The sequence below is a fragment of the Promicromonospora noduliphila genome, from assembly GCF_056951025.1.
Genome location: NZ_CM167806.1, coordinates 430,954 through 446,734 on the forward strand (window position 1 = coordinate 430,954; position 15,781 = coordinate 446,734).

The 15,781-nt window shown below is 73.2% G+C and carries 12 protein-coding genes; 10 read left to right on the forward strand and 2 right to left on the reverse strand.

The window, feature by feature from the left end:
- The first annotated feature begins 11 nt into the window (after window positions 1-11).
- Both AC0QU1_RS01865 and AC0QU1_RS01870 read left to right on the forward strand, forming a co-directional pair.
- Entirely contained in the window at window positions 12-2,285 is a 2,274-nt protein-coding gene (locus tag AC0QU1_RS01865; RefSeq protein WP_483573960.1) for a molybdopterin oxidoreductase family protein, read from the forward strand.
- On the forward strand, window positions 2,282-4,009 hold the full coding sequence (locus AC0QU1_RS01870; protein WP_483573961.1) for an FAD-dependent oxidoreductase: 1,728 nt from the start codon (window positions 2,282-2,284) through the stop codon (window positions 4,007-4,009). Before AC0QU1_RS01865 ends, AC0QU1_RS01870 begins: the two co-directional genes overlap by 4 nt.
- 175 nt (window positions 4,010-4,184) lie before the next feature.
- Here AC0QU1_RS01870 and AC0QU1_RS01875 read toward each other — a convergent pair whose 3' ends face one another.
- Window positions 4,185-4,880: a class I SAM-dependent methyltransferase gene (locus AC0QU1_RS01875; RefSeq protein ID WP_483573962.1), complete on the reverse strand. Its 696-nt coding sequence runs from the start codon at window positions 4,878-4,880 to the stop codon at window positions 4,185-4,187.
- Between the two features lie 364 nt (window positions 4,881-5,244).
- Between AC0QU1_RS01875 and nirB the strand changes: the two genes are divergently transcribed.
- The 6 genes from nirB to AC0QU1_RS01905 all read left to right on the forward strand — a co-directional run bounded on the left by nirB (window position 5,245) and on the right by AC0QU1_RS01905 (window position 11,335).
- Window positions 5,245-7,884, forward strand: coding sequence for a nitrite reductase large subunit NirB (gene nirB, locus AC0QU1_RS01880; RefSeq protein WP_483573963.1), 2,640 nt, complete (start codon window positions 5,245-5,247; stop codon window positions 7,882-7,884).
- Window positions 7,881-8,330, forward strand: coding sequence for a nitrite reductase small subunit NirD (locus AC0QU1_RS01885; RefSeq protein ID WP_483573964.1), 450 nt, complete (start codon window positions 7,881-7,883; stop codon window positions 8,328-8,330). The genes nirB and AC0QU1_RS01885 overlap by 4 nt, the downstream gene beginning before the upstream one ends.
- Window positions 8,327-9,172: a uroporphyrinogen-III C-methyltransferase gene (cobA, locus tag AC0QU1_RS01890; protein WP_483573965.1), complete on the forward strand. Its 846-nt coding sequence runs from the start codon at window positions 8,327-8,329 to the stop codon at window positions 9,170-9,172. The genes AC0QU1_RS01885 and cobA overlap by 4 nt, the downstream gene beginning before the upstream one ends.
- A gap of 52 nt (window positions 9,173-9,224) precedes the next feature.
- Window positions 9,225-10,316, forward strand: coding sequence for a uroporphyrinogen-III synthase (locus AC0QU1_RS01895; protein WP_483576614.1), 1,092 nt, complete (start codon window positions 9,225-9,227; stop codon window positions 10,314-10,316).
- An 81-nt stretch (window positions 10,317-10,397) separates the two neighbouring features.
- Window positions 10,398-10,970 carry a helix-turn-helix domain-containing protein gene (locus tag AC0QU1_RS01900; protein WP_483573966.1) on the forward strand — a complete coding sequence of 191 codons (573 nt, stop codon included), beginning with the start codon at window positions 10,398-10,400 and terminating at the stop codon, window positions 10,968-10,970.
- Complete coding sequence (locus tag AC0QU1_RS01905) at window positions 10,967-11,335, forward strand: HepT-like ribonuclease domain-containing protein (protein ID WP_483573967.1); 369 nt, start codon at window positions 10,967-10,969, stop codon at window positions 11,333-11,335. Before AC0QU1_RS01900 ends, AC0QU1_RS01905 begins: the two co-directional genes overlap by 4 nt.
- Before the next feature lie 29 nt (window positions 11,336-11,364).
- Here AC0QU1_RS01905 and AC0QU1_RS01910 read toward each other — a convergent pair whose 3' ends face one another.
- Window positions 11,365-11,862, reverse strand: a complete 498-nt coding sequence (locus AC0QU1_RS01910) for a GyrI-like domain-containing protein (protein WP_483573968.1) — start codon at window positions 11,860-11,862, stop codon at window positions 11,365-11,367.
- A 123-nt stretch (window positions 11,863-11,985) separates the two neighbouring features.
- On the opposite strand from AC0QU1_RS01910, the gene AC0QU1_RS01915 reads away from it, so the two are divergent.
- Both AC0QU1_RS01915 and AC0QU1_RS01920 read left to right on the forward strand, forming a co-directional pair.
- Complete coding sequence (locus AC0QU1_RS01915; protein WP_483573969.1) at window positions 11,986-13,806, forward strand: RNA polymerase sigma factor; 1,821 nt, start codon at window positions 11,986-11,988, stop codon at window positions 13,804-13,806.
- Window positions 13,807-13,876: 70 nt separating this feature from the next.
- Complete coding sequence (locus AC0QU1_RS01920) at window positions 13,877-15,718, forward strand: RNA polymerase sigma factor (protein WP_483573970.1); 1,842 nt, start codon at window positions 13,877-13,879, stop codon at window positions 15,716-15,718.
- The last annotated feature ends 63 nt before the right edge of the window (window positions 15,719-15,781 follow it).

A 15,781-nucleotide genomic window follows, 5' to 3' on the forward strand; every position in this document is an offset into this window, starting at 1 on the left:
TGCAGTGCGGGATGTCGCTGACGCGCCCGGCGGACGTGCGCGCCGTCGGCACGTCCCGCGCCGTCGGCACGCCCGCACCGCCGACGGCGCCCCAGGTGCAGCCGCGCGACTTTCCCACCAACCGGGGCGGGCTGTGCCAGAAGGGGTGGACGTCGGCGGCGGTGCTCGGGGCGTCCGACCGGATCGTCACCCCGCTGGTCCGGGGCGCCTCCGGGGAGCTCGAGCCGACGAGCTGGGACGCGGCGCTCGACCTGATCGCGTCCCGGCTCGGTGCCGTCGCCGCCGAGCACGGGCCGGAGGCGGTGGCCGTGTTCGGGGGCGGCGGGCTCACCAACGAGAAGGCCTACGCGCTCGGGAAGTTCGCCCGCACCGTGCTGCACACCCCGAACATCGACTACAACGGGCGGTTCTGCATGGCGTCCGCCGCGGCGGGGATGAACCGGTCGTTCGGCGTCGACCGTGGCTTGCCTTTCCCGCTGGCCGACCTCGGCGGCGCGCAGGCCGTCCTGCTCCTCGGCTCGAACCTCGCGGAGACCATGCCGCCCGCCGTCCAGCATCTCGCCGGGGCGCGGGCGGCGGGCGGGCTCGTCGTCGTCGACCCGCGGCGGTCCGCGACGGCCCGGCTCGCCGACGATCCCAGCTCGGGACAGCCCGCCGACGGCGTGCATCTCGCCCCCGTGCCGGGTACCGACCTCGCGGTGCTGCTCGGGCTGCTGCACGTCGTGCTGGCCGAGGGCCTCGCCGACCGGGCGTACCTCGAGGAGCGCACCACCGGGTTCGACGACGTCGCGCGGTCGGTCGCCGGCTGGTGGCCCGAGCGCGTCGAGTCCGTCTCGGGCGTGCCCGCCGGCGAGCTGCGGCGTGTGGCCCGCCTGCTGGCCGCCGCCGCGCCGGTGCACGGTGGCCGGGGCGCGTACGTGCTGACCGGACGCGGCGTCGAGCAGTCGACGCAGGGCACGGCGACCGTCACCGCGGCGATCAACCTGGCGCTCGCGCTCGGCCTGCCCGGCCGGGTCGGGTCCGGCTACGGCGCGATCACCGGGCAGGGCAACGGGCAGGGCGGCCGCGAGCACGGGCAGAAGGCCGACCAGCTCCCCGGCTACCGCAAGATCGACGACCCGGCGGCGCGCGAGCACGTCGCCGCGGTGTGGGGCGTGGACCCGGAGACGCTGCCCGGCCCCGGTGTGCCGGCGGTGCAGCTCCTGCGGTCGCTCGGTACGCCGGGCGGGCCGCGGGCCCTCCTGGTGCACGGCTCCAACCTCGTGGTGAGCGCCCCGAACGCCGGCGGCGTGATCGACCGCCTGAAGAGCCTCGACCTCCTGGTGGTCTGCGACTTCGTCCCGAGCGAGACGGCGCTGCTGGCCGACGTCGTGCTGCCCGTGACCCAGTGGGCCGAGGAGGAGGGCACGATGACGTCGCTCGAGGGCCGCGTCATCCGCCGTCGGGCCGCCGTGGCGCCGCCGGGCGAGGCGCGCTCCGAGCTGTGGATCCTCGCCGAGCTGGCGCGCCGCCTGGGCGCGCCGGAGGCGCTCGCCTTCCCGACCGACCCGGCCGTGGTGTTCGACGAGCTGGCCCGTGCCTCCGCGGGCGGCCCCGCGGACTACTCGGGCCTGTCCCACGCCCGCCTCGACGCCGATGAGGCGGCCGGCGGCCCGGGCCTGTACTGGCCGGTCCCGGCGGGAGCTTCGGTCTCACCGGGGCCCGACGTGGCAGCCTCAGCAGCTCGCGCGGCCGGCACGGCCGAGCATGCCGGGACGCCCCGGCTCTTCCTCGACAGCTTCGCGACGCCGGACGGGCGGGCGCGCATGGTCGCCGTCGACCACGTGGGGCCGAGCGACGACGTACGCCCCGGCGCACCGTTCTACCTGGTCACGGGCCGGGTGCTGCAGCACTACCAGTCAGGCGCGCAGACGCACCGCGTCGCCGAGCTGGAGCGCCTCGTGGCCGAGCCGTACGTCGAGCTGCACCCGGTGCTGGGCTTCCGCATCGGCGTGCCCGACGGCGCCCGCGTGCGCCTCACCAGCGCCCGCGGTCGGGTCGAGGCGACGGCCCGGTGGACCGACGCCGTGCGCCCCGACACCGTCTTCATGCCGTTCCACTGGAGCGGCATCGGCTCGGTCAACCAGGTGACGACGGACGCCACCGACCCGATCTCTGGGATGCCGGAGTTCAAGGTCTGCGCGGTGGACGTCGCCGTGGTCCCGGCCGCAGACGAACCCCATCCGGCCGCCGGCGAGCCCGCCCGGGCGCCGCGGCCGGCGTTACAGAAGGAGCTGTCGACATGAACCTGCGTGTCCCCGTGAAGGTCGTCGTGGTGGGCTTCGGGATGGTCGGCTCGCGGCTCGTCGACGAGCTGCTGCGCCGCGAGCCCGAGGCGTTCGACATCACCGTGCTCGGCAGCGAGCCGTACGAGCCCTACAACCGGGTCCTGCTCAGCGACGTCGTGGCCGGGCGCACCGACGTCGCCGCCATCACGATGCCCCTGCCCGACGGCGCCCGGGTCAGCGTGCTCCGCGGCGTCACCGCCACCTCGATCGACCGGGAGTCGCGGGTGGTGCTCGCCGACGACGGCAGCTCGCACCCGTACGACCACGTGGTGCTCGCGACCGGTGCGGCTGCTCGCATCCCGCCCATCCCGGGCCTTCGTACGCCCGACGGCGGCCTGCCCGCCGGCGTGCACGCGCTGCGCACCCTCGACGACGCCCGCGAGATCGTGGCCGCCACCGTCAACTCGCCGCGCGCCGTGGTGGTGGGCGGCGGCGTGCTGGGGCTGGAGGCGGCCGTCGGGCTCGCGGGCCGTGGCCTGAACGTGACGCTGATCCACAACGTGCAGTCCCTCATGGAGCGCCAGCTCGACCCAGAGGCCGCCGACGTCGTCCGGGCCGGCCTGGAAGCGCAGGGCATCACGGTGCGGCCGAACAGCCTGTCCAGCGAGGTGCTCGTCGCGGGCGGGCGCGCCGTCGGCGTCCGCGTCCGGGACGACGGCGGGCGGTCCGCCGACGAGGTGGTCGCGGCGCGGCTCATCGTCTTCTCGGTCGGCACCATCCCCGAGACCGGCCTCGCCGCCGCGGCGGGGCTGACGACGGACCGCGGCATCGTCGTCGGGTACGACCTCGCCAGCCCCGACGACCCGCGCGTCCACGCGATCGGCGACTGCGCCCAGCCGCCGAACGGCTCGCGCGGGCTCGTCGCCGAGGGCTGGGACCAGGCGCGCCGGCTGGCCGAGCACCTGGTGTCGCTGGTCGAGCCGGCCGGTCCGGCCGGTGCGTCGTCGGCCGCGTCCTCGCTGGTCGCGTCGGCAGCGGACGGGTCGGCGATGGCTGCATCGTCGGTGGCCGACCGGACGGCCTCGAAGCAGCACGTGACGACCGGCCCCCCGGCGCCGCACCTGCGGCTGCCGCGCGACGGCGCCCAGCCCAGCATGGCCGTGCGCCTGGGGGCGCTGCTGACGAGCGGCGCCACGAGCCGCGCGCAGTCGGACCAGGGGATCGACACGCGGGGCACCGACGTCGTCAAGGTCAAGGCCGGTGCGCTGAGCGTCACGACGATGGGGGTCTGCGGGCCGTCGCGTCCGGACGGGCTGACGCAGCGCGCCGTCCGCCTGGCCGACCCGAGGGCGGGCCGGTACATCGAGGTGGTGGTGTCCGACGGCATCCTGGTGGGCGCCACGTGCGTGGGCGATCCGCGCGTCGCCGCCGACCTCACTGCCGCCTACACCCGCCGGACGCCGGTCCCGGTGGACCCGGCGTTCCTGCTGCTGACACCCGTGATGCCGACGGCGGCGCCCGCCTCCTCCCCCGAGCACATGCCGGACGACGCCGTCGTGTGCCGCTGCAACGGCGTGACCAAGGGCGACATCGCGAGCTCCTGCCCGCCGGGCGCGCACTCGGTCGAGGAGGTCGTCCGCGAGACCCGGGCGACGACGGGCTGCGGCTCGTGCAAGGACGCCGTCTGCGGGCTGGTGGACTGGCTCAAGGAGAACCAGGAGGCGGTCCCGGAGCCGGCGTGACGAGACTGGCGGGGAGATTCTCCTCGCGGGGGTGTGTTGCCGTGTGTGGACACCGTCTACGCACAGCAACACACCCCCGCGAGGCAACTACTTCCGTCGGCCGCTCCTGCGCAACGCACCTCGGCAGGGCGCACCTCGGCAGGGCACCGACCCGGGCCGACCGATCCCCTCCCGCTCAGGGCGCCGACGGCCTGGTCCACTCCAGCGTGTACCGGAAGAACAGCCGACGGCGGAGGCGGGCTCCCGGCAGCACCTCACCCGCGGTCCGCGAGATCTCGGCGAACGTCTCCGTGGCGTCGCGCACCGGCATTGCGGGGCCGCCGTCGTCCACAGGCTCCGCGACCGGCCGTGGATGCTTGACCATCCCGACCAGCGGGTTGAGCAGCGAGGACACGACCTCCCAGACGAAGTCGGTCACCGCGTCCGGTCGCGCCAGGCCGACGACGAGCAGCCGCCCACCGGGCTCCAGCAGCTCGGACGCGTGCCGCAGGGCTGCCTCCAGCGGCATGTGGTGCAGCACGGCGATCATGGTGATGGCGTCGAACGTGCCGTCGACCTCCTCGAACCGGGCGTGGCGCACGCTCACCGCAGGGTCACCCGTGAACCGCTCGGCCGCGACGGCGGCCATGGCGGCGTCGGCGTCCACGCCCAGCACCTCGTCGAAGCGCCCGGCTGCCGGGTCGGCGAGGCGCCCGAGCAGGAGACCGGCGCCGCAGCCCACGTCGAGCGCTCGGTGCCGTAGGGCCGGCAGCCGTCGCAGGATCCAGCCGTGGAAGTGGTCGTTGTGGCTCCATGGGTGCCGCTGGTTGACCCGGTGCAGCCAACGGCCGCCCGCTCGGACCAGCGGGTTGGGCACGGTCCGGATGTCCATGCGGCCCCACGGTAGCGGCGCCCTGACGCGCGATGTGGCGTCCTTTCGGTAGCCTGAATCCGCGACCAGGTAAGTATCATTCATGATACTTACATTCGTGATACAGACCTGCGAGGCAGGGCGATCGAACCGATCATCCGGGAGTCGATCGCGCGGATGCCCCATGCAGAGCTGCAGGTATCCGCCGACGCGCACCCCCGTTATTCCAAGTTTCGCCGGAACTTGGAATATGGAGGCCGACTACTCCAAGTTCCGCCTGACCCGAGCGCACTCACCGGGTCGTCCTCCGGCCTGTGAGGAAGAGTTTCGGCCCGGGTAACCACGGACGCACCAGCGCGAAAAACCGGCGACCTACGGTCAAGACATGGTCAACTCCGGCACACCTCAGCGCCTCGTCGTGGTCGGCGGCGGTATGGTCGCGCAGCGGCTCGTCGAGGCGCTCCGCGCCCGGGACGACGCCGGTCGTTACCACGTCACCGTCTTCGCGGAGGAGCCCCGCGCGCCCTACGACCGGGTGGGCCTGACCCGCTGGTTCGAGGAGGGCGCGGAGGGCATCACCCTCGGCGACCCCGGCCTGTGGGCCGACCCGCTCGTCACCCTGCACACCGACCGCAAGATCGAGTCGATCGACCGCGCGGCGAAGACCGTCACGGACCGCCTCGGCCACGTGCACCCCTACGACGAGCTCGTGCTCGCCACCGGGTCCAGCGCCGCGATGCCCCCCATCCCGGGCAACGACCTGCCGGGCGTCTTCGTGTACCGCACCATCGACGACGTCGCGGCGCTGCGCGGCTGGGTCGAGGAGAAGCGCCGCAGCTACCCGGCCGGCAAGCCGGTACGTGGCGCCGTGATCGGCGGCGGCCTGCTCGGCCTGGAGGCCGCCGGCGCGCTCACCGCGCTGGACGCCCACGCCACCGTGATCGAGTTCGGCACCCACCTCATGGGCGTGCAGGTCGACCTCGGCGGCGGCCAGGCGCTCAAGCGCCTGATCAACGGCAAGGGCATCGGCGTCCGCGCGGAGACCGCGACCAGCCAGATGCGCCCGCACCGCCGGACCGGCCACGTGGGCCGGCTGGACTTCGCCGACGGCGGGCGGCTCGACGTCGACGTCGTCGTGGTGGCCACCGGTGTGCGGCCGCGCGACGAGCTGGCCCGCGCCGCCGGGCTGCCGATCGGGGAGCGCGGCGGCGCCGTCGTCGACCTGTCGTGCCGTACCGAGGACCCGCACATCTGGGCCGTCGGCGAGGTGGCCTGCATCGAGGGCCGGTGCATCGGCCTGGTCGCGCCCGGCAACACCATGGCAGAGGTGGTCGTGGACCGGCTGCTCGGCGGCCTAGCCGAGTTCCCCGGCGCGGACACTGCCACCAAGCTCAAGCTCTCCGGCGTCGACGTCGCGTCGTTCGGCGACGCGCACGCCCGCACCGAGGACGCCGTCGAGGTGGTCTGGGCCGACCCGGTGGCCGGCGTCTACAAGAAGCTCGTCCTGTCCGACGACGCCCGCACCCTGCTGGGCGGCGTCTTCGTGGGCGACGCCGCGCCGTACGCGAGCCTGCGCCCCATGCTCGGCGCGGAGCTGCCCGGCGACGACCCGAGCGCGTTCCTGCTCCCGGAGGGCGGCGGTGGTGCCCCGGGCCTGGAGCTGCCCGACGACGCCAACGTCTGCTCCTGCAACAGCGTCTCGGCCGGCGCCATCAGGGGCGCCGTCACCGAGCACGAGTGCACCGACGTCCCCGGCGTGAAGGCCTGCACCCGCGCCGGCACCACCTGCGGCGCCTGCCTGCCGCTGGTCAAGAAGCTCGTGGACACCGAGCTGGAGCGCGCGGGCATCGAGGTCAGCACGGCCCTGTGCGAGCACTTCGACATGTCCCGCGCCCAGCTCTTCGACGCCGTCCGCGTCGCCGACCTGCACTCGTTCAGCGAGATCGTGGCGAGGTTCGGGACGCGCCCGGAGGGCGCACCCGCCGAGGCCGGGCATGCGGGCAACCGCGGCTGCGACATCTGCAAGCCGGTGGTCGCGTCGATCCTGGCGAGCCTCGGCAACGGCCACATCCTGGCCGGCGAGCAGTCCACGCTCCAGGACACCAACGACCACATGCTCGCCAACCTGCAGAAGGACGGCACCTACTCGGTGGTGCCCCGGATGCCCGGCGGCGAGGTCACGCCCGAGGGGCTCATCGTGGTCGGCGAGGTCGCCCGCGACTTCGGCCTGTACACCAAGATCACCGGCGGCCAGCGCATCGACATGTTCGGCGCCCGCGTGGAACAGCTTCCCGACATCTGGCGGCGGCTGGTCGACGCCGGGTTCGAGTCCGGCCACGCGTACGGCAAGTCGCTGCGCACCGTGAAGTCCTGCGTCGGATCCACGTGGTGCCGCTACGGCGTGCAGGACTCCGTGGGCATGGCGGTCGAGCTGGAGCTGCGCTACCGCGGCCTGCGCTCGCCGCACAAGCTCAAGCTCGGCGTCTCCGGCTGCGCCCGCGAGTGCGCAGAGGCGCGCGGCAAGGACGTCGGCGTCATCGCCACCGACAAGGGCTGGAACGTGTACGTGGGCGGCAACGGCGGGCAGACGCCGCGGCACGCCAAGCTGCTCGCCGAGGACCTGACCTCCGAGGAGCTGATCCGCACCATCGACCGCTTCCTCATGTACTACGTGCGCACTGCCGACCGGCTGCAGCGCACCGCGCCGTGGATCGAGGAGGTCGACGGCGGCCTGGACGGCGTGCGCGAGGTGATCATGGAGGACTCGCTCGGCATCTGCGCCGACCTGGACGCCGCGATGGCCCGCCACGTCGAGAACTACGAGGACGAGTGGAAGGCCGTGCTGGAGGACCCGGAGAAGCTGCGCCGGTTCTCGTCGTTCGTCAACGCCCCCAAGGATGCCGACCCGTCCCTCGCCTACGTGACCGAGCGCGGCCAGCGCCGTCCGGCCACGGCCGAGGAGCGCGCGTCGGGAGCGGCGCGGGGCGTCGTCATCGCGGGGCCCAAGCTGGAGGTGCGAGCATGACCGTTCCCGACGTGTCGGAGGCCCAGGTCGCTGGAGCGACCCTGGTGTCGGACGGCCCGGTCCGCTGGGAGCGGGCCTGCCTGCTCACCGACCTGTTCCCCGAGCGCGGTGCGGCGGCGCTCTTCGGCGACGTCCAGGTGGCGCTCTTCCGGCTGCCGGATCCGTCGGACTTGGGACAGGCGCCCGACCTCGCGGCCGGCGGGCGGGTCCACGCCGTCCAGAACCTCGACCCGTTCTCGGGGGCGCACGTCATGTCGCGGGGGATCGTCGGCACGCGGGGCGGCGAGCCCACGGTGGCCGCTCCGGTCTACAAGCAGGTGTTCTCCCTGGTGACGGGCGTCTGCCTGGTCACGGCGGACAAGCAGCCCAAGAACGGGCTGACCCCCGACCTCGTGGTGTACCCGGTGGAGGTGCGCGACGGCGTCGTCCACGTGGGGCTGCCGTGAACCGGTCGGAGACCCGGCCCACCCTTCGGGCCGGGGCCGGGCGGGTGACGCTCGTCGGCGGCGGGCCAGGGGCCGCCGACCTGCTCACGGTCCGCGCCTGGCGCGCGCTCCAGGCGGCCGACGTCGTGGTCGCGGACCGGCTGGGTCCCGTCGAGATCCTCGCCGACCTCCCGCCCCATGTCCGGGTGGTCGACGTCGGCAAGGCGCCCGGCAGCCATCCCGTACCGCAGGAACGCATCAACGAGCTGCTCGTCGAGCACGCGCGGGCGGGCGCCCACGTGGTCCGGCTCAAGGGCGGCGACCCGTTCGTGCTCGGGCGCGGGGGCGAGGAGGTCGCCGCGTGCGTGGCGGCCGGCGTGCCGGTCGAGGTGGTGCCCGGCGTGACGTCCGCCGTCGCCGTGCCGGGGCTGGCCGGGATCCCGCTCACCCACCGCGGGGTCACCACGGGCTTCCACGTCGTCTCCGGCCACTGCGCCACGGACCGGTCCCACGCCCCGGTCGCCGAGGTGAATTCGGGCCCGTCCGGGCCGCTCGACGCCGCCGCCCTGTCCTGCGTGCGGGATGCCACGGCTACGCTTGTCGTACTGATGGGGGTGCGGTCCCTCGGCGCGATCGTGGCGCAGTCCCTGGCCGCAGGCGCCGACCCCGGTACTCCCGTGGCGATCGTGGAGAACGGTTCCACGCCGGAGCAGCGTGTCACGCGAGCCCGTCTCGAGGAGGCGGCCTCCGTGGCGGCGGCCCGAGGTGTGCGGTCCCCCGCGGTCGTGGTCATCGGCCATGTGGCCGCGGCAGGGCTTCTGGAGGGTACGAGTGAACGACGTCTGGCAGGTGCCGGTGTCTGACGTCGCAGCGCCCGCGCAAGCACAGGCGGCCCACCCGACGCTGGGTCAGGTCATGGCCGGCGCGACCGTGCTCGTCACGGCCGAGCGCCGGGCCGCCGAGCTCGCCGCCGCCCTGGAGCGGCGCGGCGCCACGATCCGGCACGCGCCGGCGCTCAGCATGATCCCGCACGTGGACGACGAGACGCTGATCGCAGCGACCCGCGCCATCGTCGCCGCGCCGCCCGACGTGCTGGTCGTGACCACCGGGATCGGCTTCCGCGCGTGGATCGAGGCCGCCGACGTGCACGGGCTCGCCGAGCCGCTCCTCGACATGCTCGCCGGGGTCCGGCTCGTCGCGCGCGGCCCCAAGGCGCGCGGCGCGATCCAGGCCGCCGGCCTGCAGGCCGACTGGGTGGCCGAGTCGGAGACGTCCGCCGAGGTGGCGGAGGTGCTGCTCAGCGAGGGTGTGCAGAGCCTGCGTATCGCCATCCAGCACCACGGGGCGGGTGCCGACGGGCTGGACGACGTGTTCGAGAAGGCCGGCGCGCAGGTGGCCAGCCTCGTCGTCTATCGGTGGGGTCCCGCGCCGGATCCGGCGGCGGTCCGCGACTCGGCACATGCGGTGGCCGACGGCGAGATCGACGCCGTGGTCTTCACGTCGGCCCCCGGCGCCGAGGCCTGGCTGCGGGCCGTCGAGGCGGAGGGCCTCATGGACCGGGCCCGCGCCCGGTTCGTCGACGGCGGGACGGTGGCCGCCGCCGTCGGGCCGATCACGGCGCAGCCCCTGGAGCATCGCGGGATCGTGTCGCTGCAGCCCGAGCGCGGGCGGCTCGGGGCGCTCGTCCGGGCGTTGGTGGGGCACTACGAGCACATCGAGTCGGTGGCGCTGAACACCATCGCCGGGTCGCTGGTGATCCGCGCGCGCGTGGCGGTGCTGGACGGGCAGGTGCTGCCGCTGTCGCCGACCGGCGTCGCGGTGCTGCGTCTGCTCGCCGCCGCCGAGGGCGACGTCGTGCCGCGCGAGCAGGTGCTCGCCGCGCTGCCGGGCGACTCGCAGGACACGCACGCGGCCGAGGTGGCGATTGCCCGGCTGCGCGAGGCGGCGGGGCGGCGGGATCTGATCCGGACGGTGGTGAAGCGGGGGTATCGGATCGAGCTGGCGTGACGGGTTCGGCTCCTTGCACCAGCGACTCAGGTCCTGTCGGCATGTTGTATCGCTCACAATGTGAGCGATACAATGGCGCGCATGTCGCGAACTGCCTCGTTCTTCCGCTCCGATCTTCAGGAGTCGGTGCTGCGCGCGCTCTTTCAGTCGGACGAACCGCTGTCCTCGGCCGAGATCGCGCGCATCACGGGTGAGCCGGCGTCGTCGGTCTCCCGTGAAGTCCGCGCCCTGACCAAGGCCGGTGTCGTGAGGACCAGATCGGTCGGGCGGCGGTCGCTGGTCTCGTTTGACGAGTCATCTCCCGTGGTTCCCGGAATGCGCATGATTCTCAGCGCGACAGCGCCTCGCGGGTTCCGGCCGCGGTCGAGACTCGGGTGGGTCGTCGCGTCGCATCGGAGGGCACTCGTCGCTCTCGCAAGGGAGCACGGACTGCACCGGCCGCGGCTTTTCGGCTCGGCTGCGCGCGGAGAGGACGGTCCAGGTTCCGACGTGGACATCCTGGTTGACGTTGCACCGGGCCATGGGTTCGGCGACCTTGCTGCGTTCGCTTCCGCCGCTACCGAGCTCCTCGGCGTCAAGGTCGACGTCGCGGATGCCGCTGCTCTGATCCCCGATGTCGTCCGTGAGGTCGCGCGCGAGGCGGTGCCCTTGTGAATGCTGCCGCGCGCAGAACGCCGGTATGGCATGTTCGACGGGCACTGGACCACATCGCGACGCTCCGAGATCATCTCGGCCGGGGACTCGACTTCGACGACCCCCTGCTCCAAGACGCCGTCGCCATGCAGCTAGCATCGGCGATCGATGCTCTGAAGGCGGCCGACTCGGCCGGAGGCGGCACGGTCGCCAAGGCGTTCGGTGACGTGTGGCCGAAGATTGCCGGCATGCGCAACGTCCTTGCCCACGAGTACTTCGGTGTCAACGTCCGGGTGCTGGAGGCGACCGTTGTCAACGAACTTGACGGGCTCGAATCGACGGCGCGTGAACTTGTCGCCGAGTGGGACGAAGTCGAGAGCGGTTGACGTGCCCAGCGGCCTGGTCGCAGCAGGGCTCAGTCCGCCAGCTTGAAGGCCAGCTCCGTGTCCCACTCGGCCATGTCGGGCTGCTCGGCCGGGTCGGTGAGGTAGAACTCGAACCGGCCCGCCCAGGCATCGCCGGCGTCCGTGTCGTGCCGGTCGAACGTGAGCCCCTCGGCGGCCGCCCACCGCAGGAGCGCGCCCGTGGCGTCGATCAGCCCGTCGGGGTGCCCGTGGTGGACGGTCGTCACGTACCGTCCAGCCGGGATCGTGCTCACGGTGACGTCGCCCGCGGAGGTGAGCGAGACGTCGTCGGGCACGGGGAAGCCGACCTCGACGACGAGGTGGGCCGCCATGTCGATCACGTGGTAGCGGAAGAACGGTGCGCCGACCGGGTGCGTGCCGCGCTCGGCGAGCCAGCCGACGATCTCGGGGATGCGGTCGGCAACCTTCTCGAACTCCGTCATGGTGATGGTGCCCGTGATGCCGGCGGTGGAGACCTCGGGGCGTGCCTCGATGCGGTAGTCGCTCATGCGGGGTGGACTGGCCGAGGACACGCGACTCATCGGTGAGCCGCACAAGATCTCGTCATGGCCCGGACTCAACGTTCTCCGTTCGCCGCGCGTTACAGGCGGCGGGACGAGAGGAGCACGAACATGGCGCAGTGGGAGGCCGAGCTCACGGAGCTCGTGATGCGGCGCAGCGGCGCGCTGGTGGGGTACGCGTACTCGCTGACGCGCGACAAGCCGCAGGCCGAGGACCTGGTCCAGGACGCGCTGGTCAAGGTCTACTCCCGCCTGCGCCGCCCGTCGGCGGCGGGTCAGGCCCGCCTCGACCTGGACCGGCCGGAGCCGAACAACAACGCGGAGGCGTACGTGCGGCGCGCGATCCTGACGATCTACCTGGACGGATACCGGCGGCGGAGCCACTGGGCGGGCCTCAAGCACCTCCTGGCCGACGACGCCAGCGCGCCCGGGGCGGACCGCGTCGCCACCGCGCGGGTGGACGTGGGCGCCGCGCTGAAGCGGCTCGCCCCGCGGCAGCGCGAGGCCGTGCTGATGCGGTACTTCGAGGACATGACCGTGCCGCAGATCGCGGCGGCCCTCGGGACGAGCCAGGGGACGGTCAAGCGGCACCTGTTCGACGCGACGGCCGTGCTGCGCCAGGCCCTGGCCGAGGCCCCGGTGCCCGAGGTGGACACCGACCTGGACGAGCGGCTGGACGCGGTGGCGGGTGCGGTGCGCCGCCGTCGGACGGCGAAGGTGGCGGCGGTGGCCGGTGTCTCGATGGTCGTGGCCGTCACGCTCGCCTGGGGAACGTTCGCGGCGCGGCCGTGGATCCGGTCGGAGCCGCTGCCCGCCGAGAACGTCCAGTACACGCCGGGCTATGTACCGGCCAACTGGTCCCGGGACGCCGGGGTGTACTGCGGCATGCCGGTCGAGGAGTTCGACGCCCTGGCCAGCGGCACCTTCGACATCGAGATCACCGACGACCTCGGGCCACGGTTCGCCGGCCTCGCGGCGGGCTGGGAGGTCCCGGTGACGGTCACGGGTGCCGTCCCCGACGACATGCCCGAGGAGGAGCGTGGGTACTTCGTCACCTCGCCGCTGATCGTGTGGGCACACGAGGGCAGGGTGGTCGACCTGGGCGCCGGATGGCGTGAGGCCGACCCGGAGGTCTCCCGCGCTCTGTTCGAGGACGGTGTCTGGAGCGGGCCGGCGATCGCGCCCAACTCGACGGCGTGCCGGGAGGAGACCCTCGTTCCCAACAGCCTGGGCAACTACGACAACGAGCGGCAAGGGGCCGGCTACGAGCTGCGCGTGGTGATGTCGGACGGCTCGACGGCGGCGCGGACGGACGGCCGTGATGACCTGGTGATCAGTGAGCCGATCACGGTGGACCTGGACAGCGGCGTCGCGCCGGAGCCGACGTTCCCTCCGCCGTCGGACGACTGCAGCGCGGCCGCCTATGCAGGACGGGACCTCAAGGCGGAGGGCCTCTCGGACGGCGTCCGGGCCACCGCGACCGAGATCCTCGAGGCGGTCACCACGTGTGACGCGCACGGAGTGGCCGCGCTCGGCGGCGAGGTGCAGACCGAACCGCACACCGACTGGTCCACGCCGTCGGTCAACCAGGTGTTCGCACTCCCCGAGCCGGAGGGGCGTACGCCCTACGCGACGGTCGCCCGGCTGCTGACGGAGACCACGCCGGTCACCGATCAGTTCGGGGAGAACCAGACCTGGCCGCGGGTGACCAAGTGGGTCAACGACGACGCGGCCTGGCAGGAGGCAATGGACGCCGGTGCCATCACCGAGGAGCAGGCCGCGCTCGACCGCGCCGAGGGCGTCTACACGGGCTGGCGGCTCTCCGTCGAGAGCAGGCTCAGCCCGCCGGAGATGGTCTGGACCTCGTTCTACGAGGGCGATGATAGCTGGTGCTCCCGTCCAGAGGCCGACACCGATCCGGAGTGCGCATAGCGCGGCCGACAGCATCGTTTCCTCGTCCCCGCCCGTCAGGGAGCATGAACAGGGAGAGGAGGCGTCTTCGATGGCGCAGTGGGAGGCCGAGCTCACGGAGCTCGCGGCGAGACGCGGTGACGCGCTGGTCGGGTACGCGTACTCGTTGTGCCGGGACCGGGGCCGGGCCGAGGACCTGGTGCAGGACGCGCTGGTCAAGGTGTTCTCCCGCCTGCGTCGCCCGTCGGGGCCGGTCGGCGGCGGGCAGCACGTCGTGGACCTGGACCAGCCGCGGCTGACCAACGCGGAGGCGTACGTCCGGCGGGCCATCCTCACGATCTACCTGGACGGTTACCGACGGCAGGCGCACTGGTCCGGCCTGAGGCACCTGCTGGCCGACGACGCCAGCGCGCCAGGGGCGGACCGCGTCGCCACGGCGCGGGTCGACGTCGGCGTGGCCCTCGCCAAGCTCTCGCCGCGCCAGCGCGAGGCCGTCGTGCTGCGGTTCTTCGAGGACCTGACCGTGCCGCAGATCGCGCAAGCCCTGGGGACGAGGCCGGGCACGGTCAAGCGGTACCTGTCGAACGCGATCGAGGTCCTGCGCGGCTCGCTCGCGGAGATCGCGGCGCCCGAGGTGGACACCGACCTGGACGAGCGGCTGGACGCGGTGTCGGGCGCGGTGCGCCGCCGTCGGACGGCGAAGGTCGCAGCGGTGGCCGGTGTCTCGATGGTCGTGGCCGTCGCGCTCGCCTGGGGTGCGTTCGCGGTGAAGCCGTGGATCCGGTCGGAGCCGCTGCCCGCGATCGACAGGATCGAGTACACGCCGGGGTACGTGCCGGTGAGCTGGTCGGCCGACACCGGCGTGTACTGCGGTATACCCGTCGAGGACCTGGCGGCGATGGACACGGGCACCTTGGACGTGGAGATCGCCGGGGATCTCACGCCCGACCCGCGAGGGGAGACCTCGTACTGGAAGCTGCCGGTGACGATCTCCGGCGAGCCGCCGGCCGGTGTGTTCAACGAGGAGTTCGACTACATGACCTGGCCGCTCATCGTCTGGGCGCACGAGGGCCGGATCGTCGACCTCCCGGACTACTGGCGCGAGGCCGACAACGACGAGGCACCAGGGGAGCTCGTCGAGCACGGGACCTGGACGGGGTTCGCGTATGCCGGCAACGCGTCGTCCTGCCGCGCGGACACCCTGGTGGAGGAGGAGAACGAGCCGCTCTCCAGCTACTACGACAACGAACGCGCGGGTGGGCGGTACGAGCTGATCGCGATCGTCGCCGACCCCGACCAGGCCGCCGACCCGGAGGACAGCGCGCGGCGCCTGCTCGTCAGCGACCCGGTCACCGTGAACCTGAGGAGCGGCGTGGCTCCGGGGCCGGAGTTCGCCCCGCCGTCCGACGACTGCAGCGGGGCCGCGTACGCGGGGCGGGACCTGGTCGCTCCGGGCACCCCCGAGGGGGTGCGGTCCGCCGCCGCGCGCCTGCTGGAGGCGGTCACCACGTGCGACGAACGGCTCGTCGTCGAGCTGGCCGGCACCGAGCTGGAGACGGTGCCGACGCCCGACCAGGAGGAGCTGTCGGTCAACGACGTCTTCGCGCTCCCCGAGACGGGTGGCCGCACCCCCTACGCGACGATCGCCCGGCTCCTGACCGAGACCCGGCCGGTCAACTGGGAGCGCGGGAGGACCACGACCTGGCCCCGGGTGGCCACCTTCACCAACAACGACGCCGCATGGCAGGAGGCCGTCGCCGCGGGAGCCGTCAGCGCGGAGCAGGCCGACGTCGACCGCGCCGCCGGGAAGTACACGGGGTGGCAGCTCAGCATCCGGGAGTACACGAGGGACGAGCCGACCTGGGCGGCCTTCTACGAGGGCGACGACGAGTGGTGCAATCCTTACGACTACAACGACGCCGACTGCGCTTAGGTCCGGCGGCGCCCTGAGCAGATTCGCGCGCCGCGGTGCCATCACGACCATGGTTCTCACCTC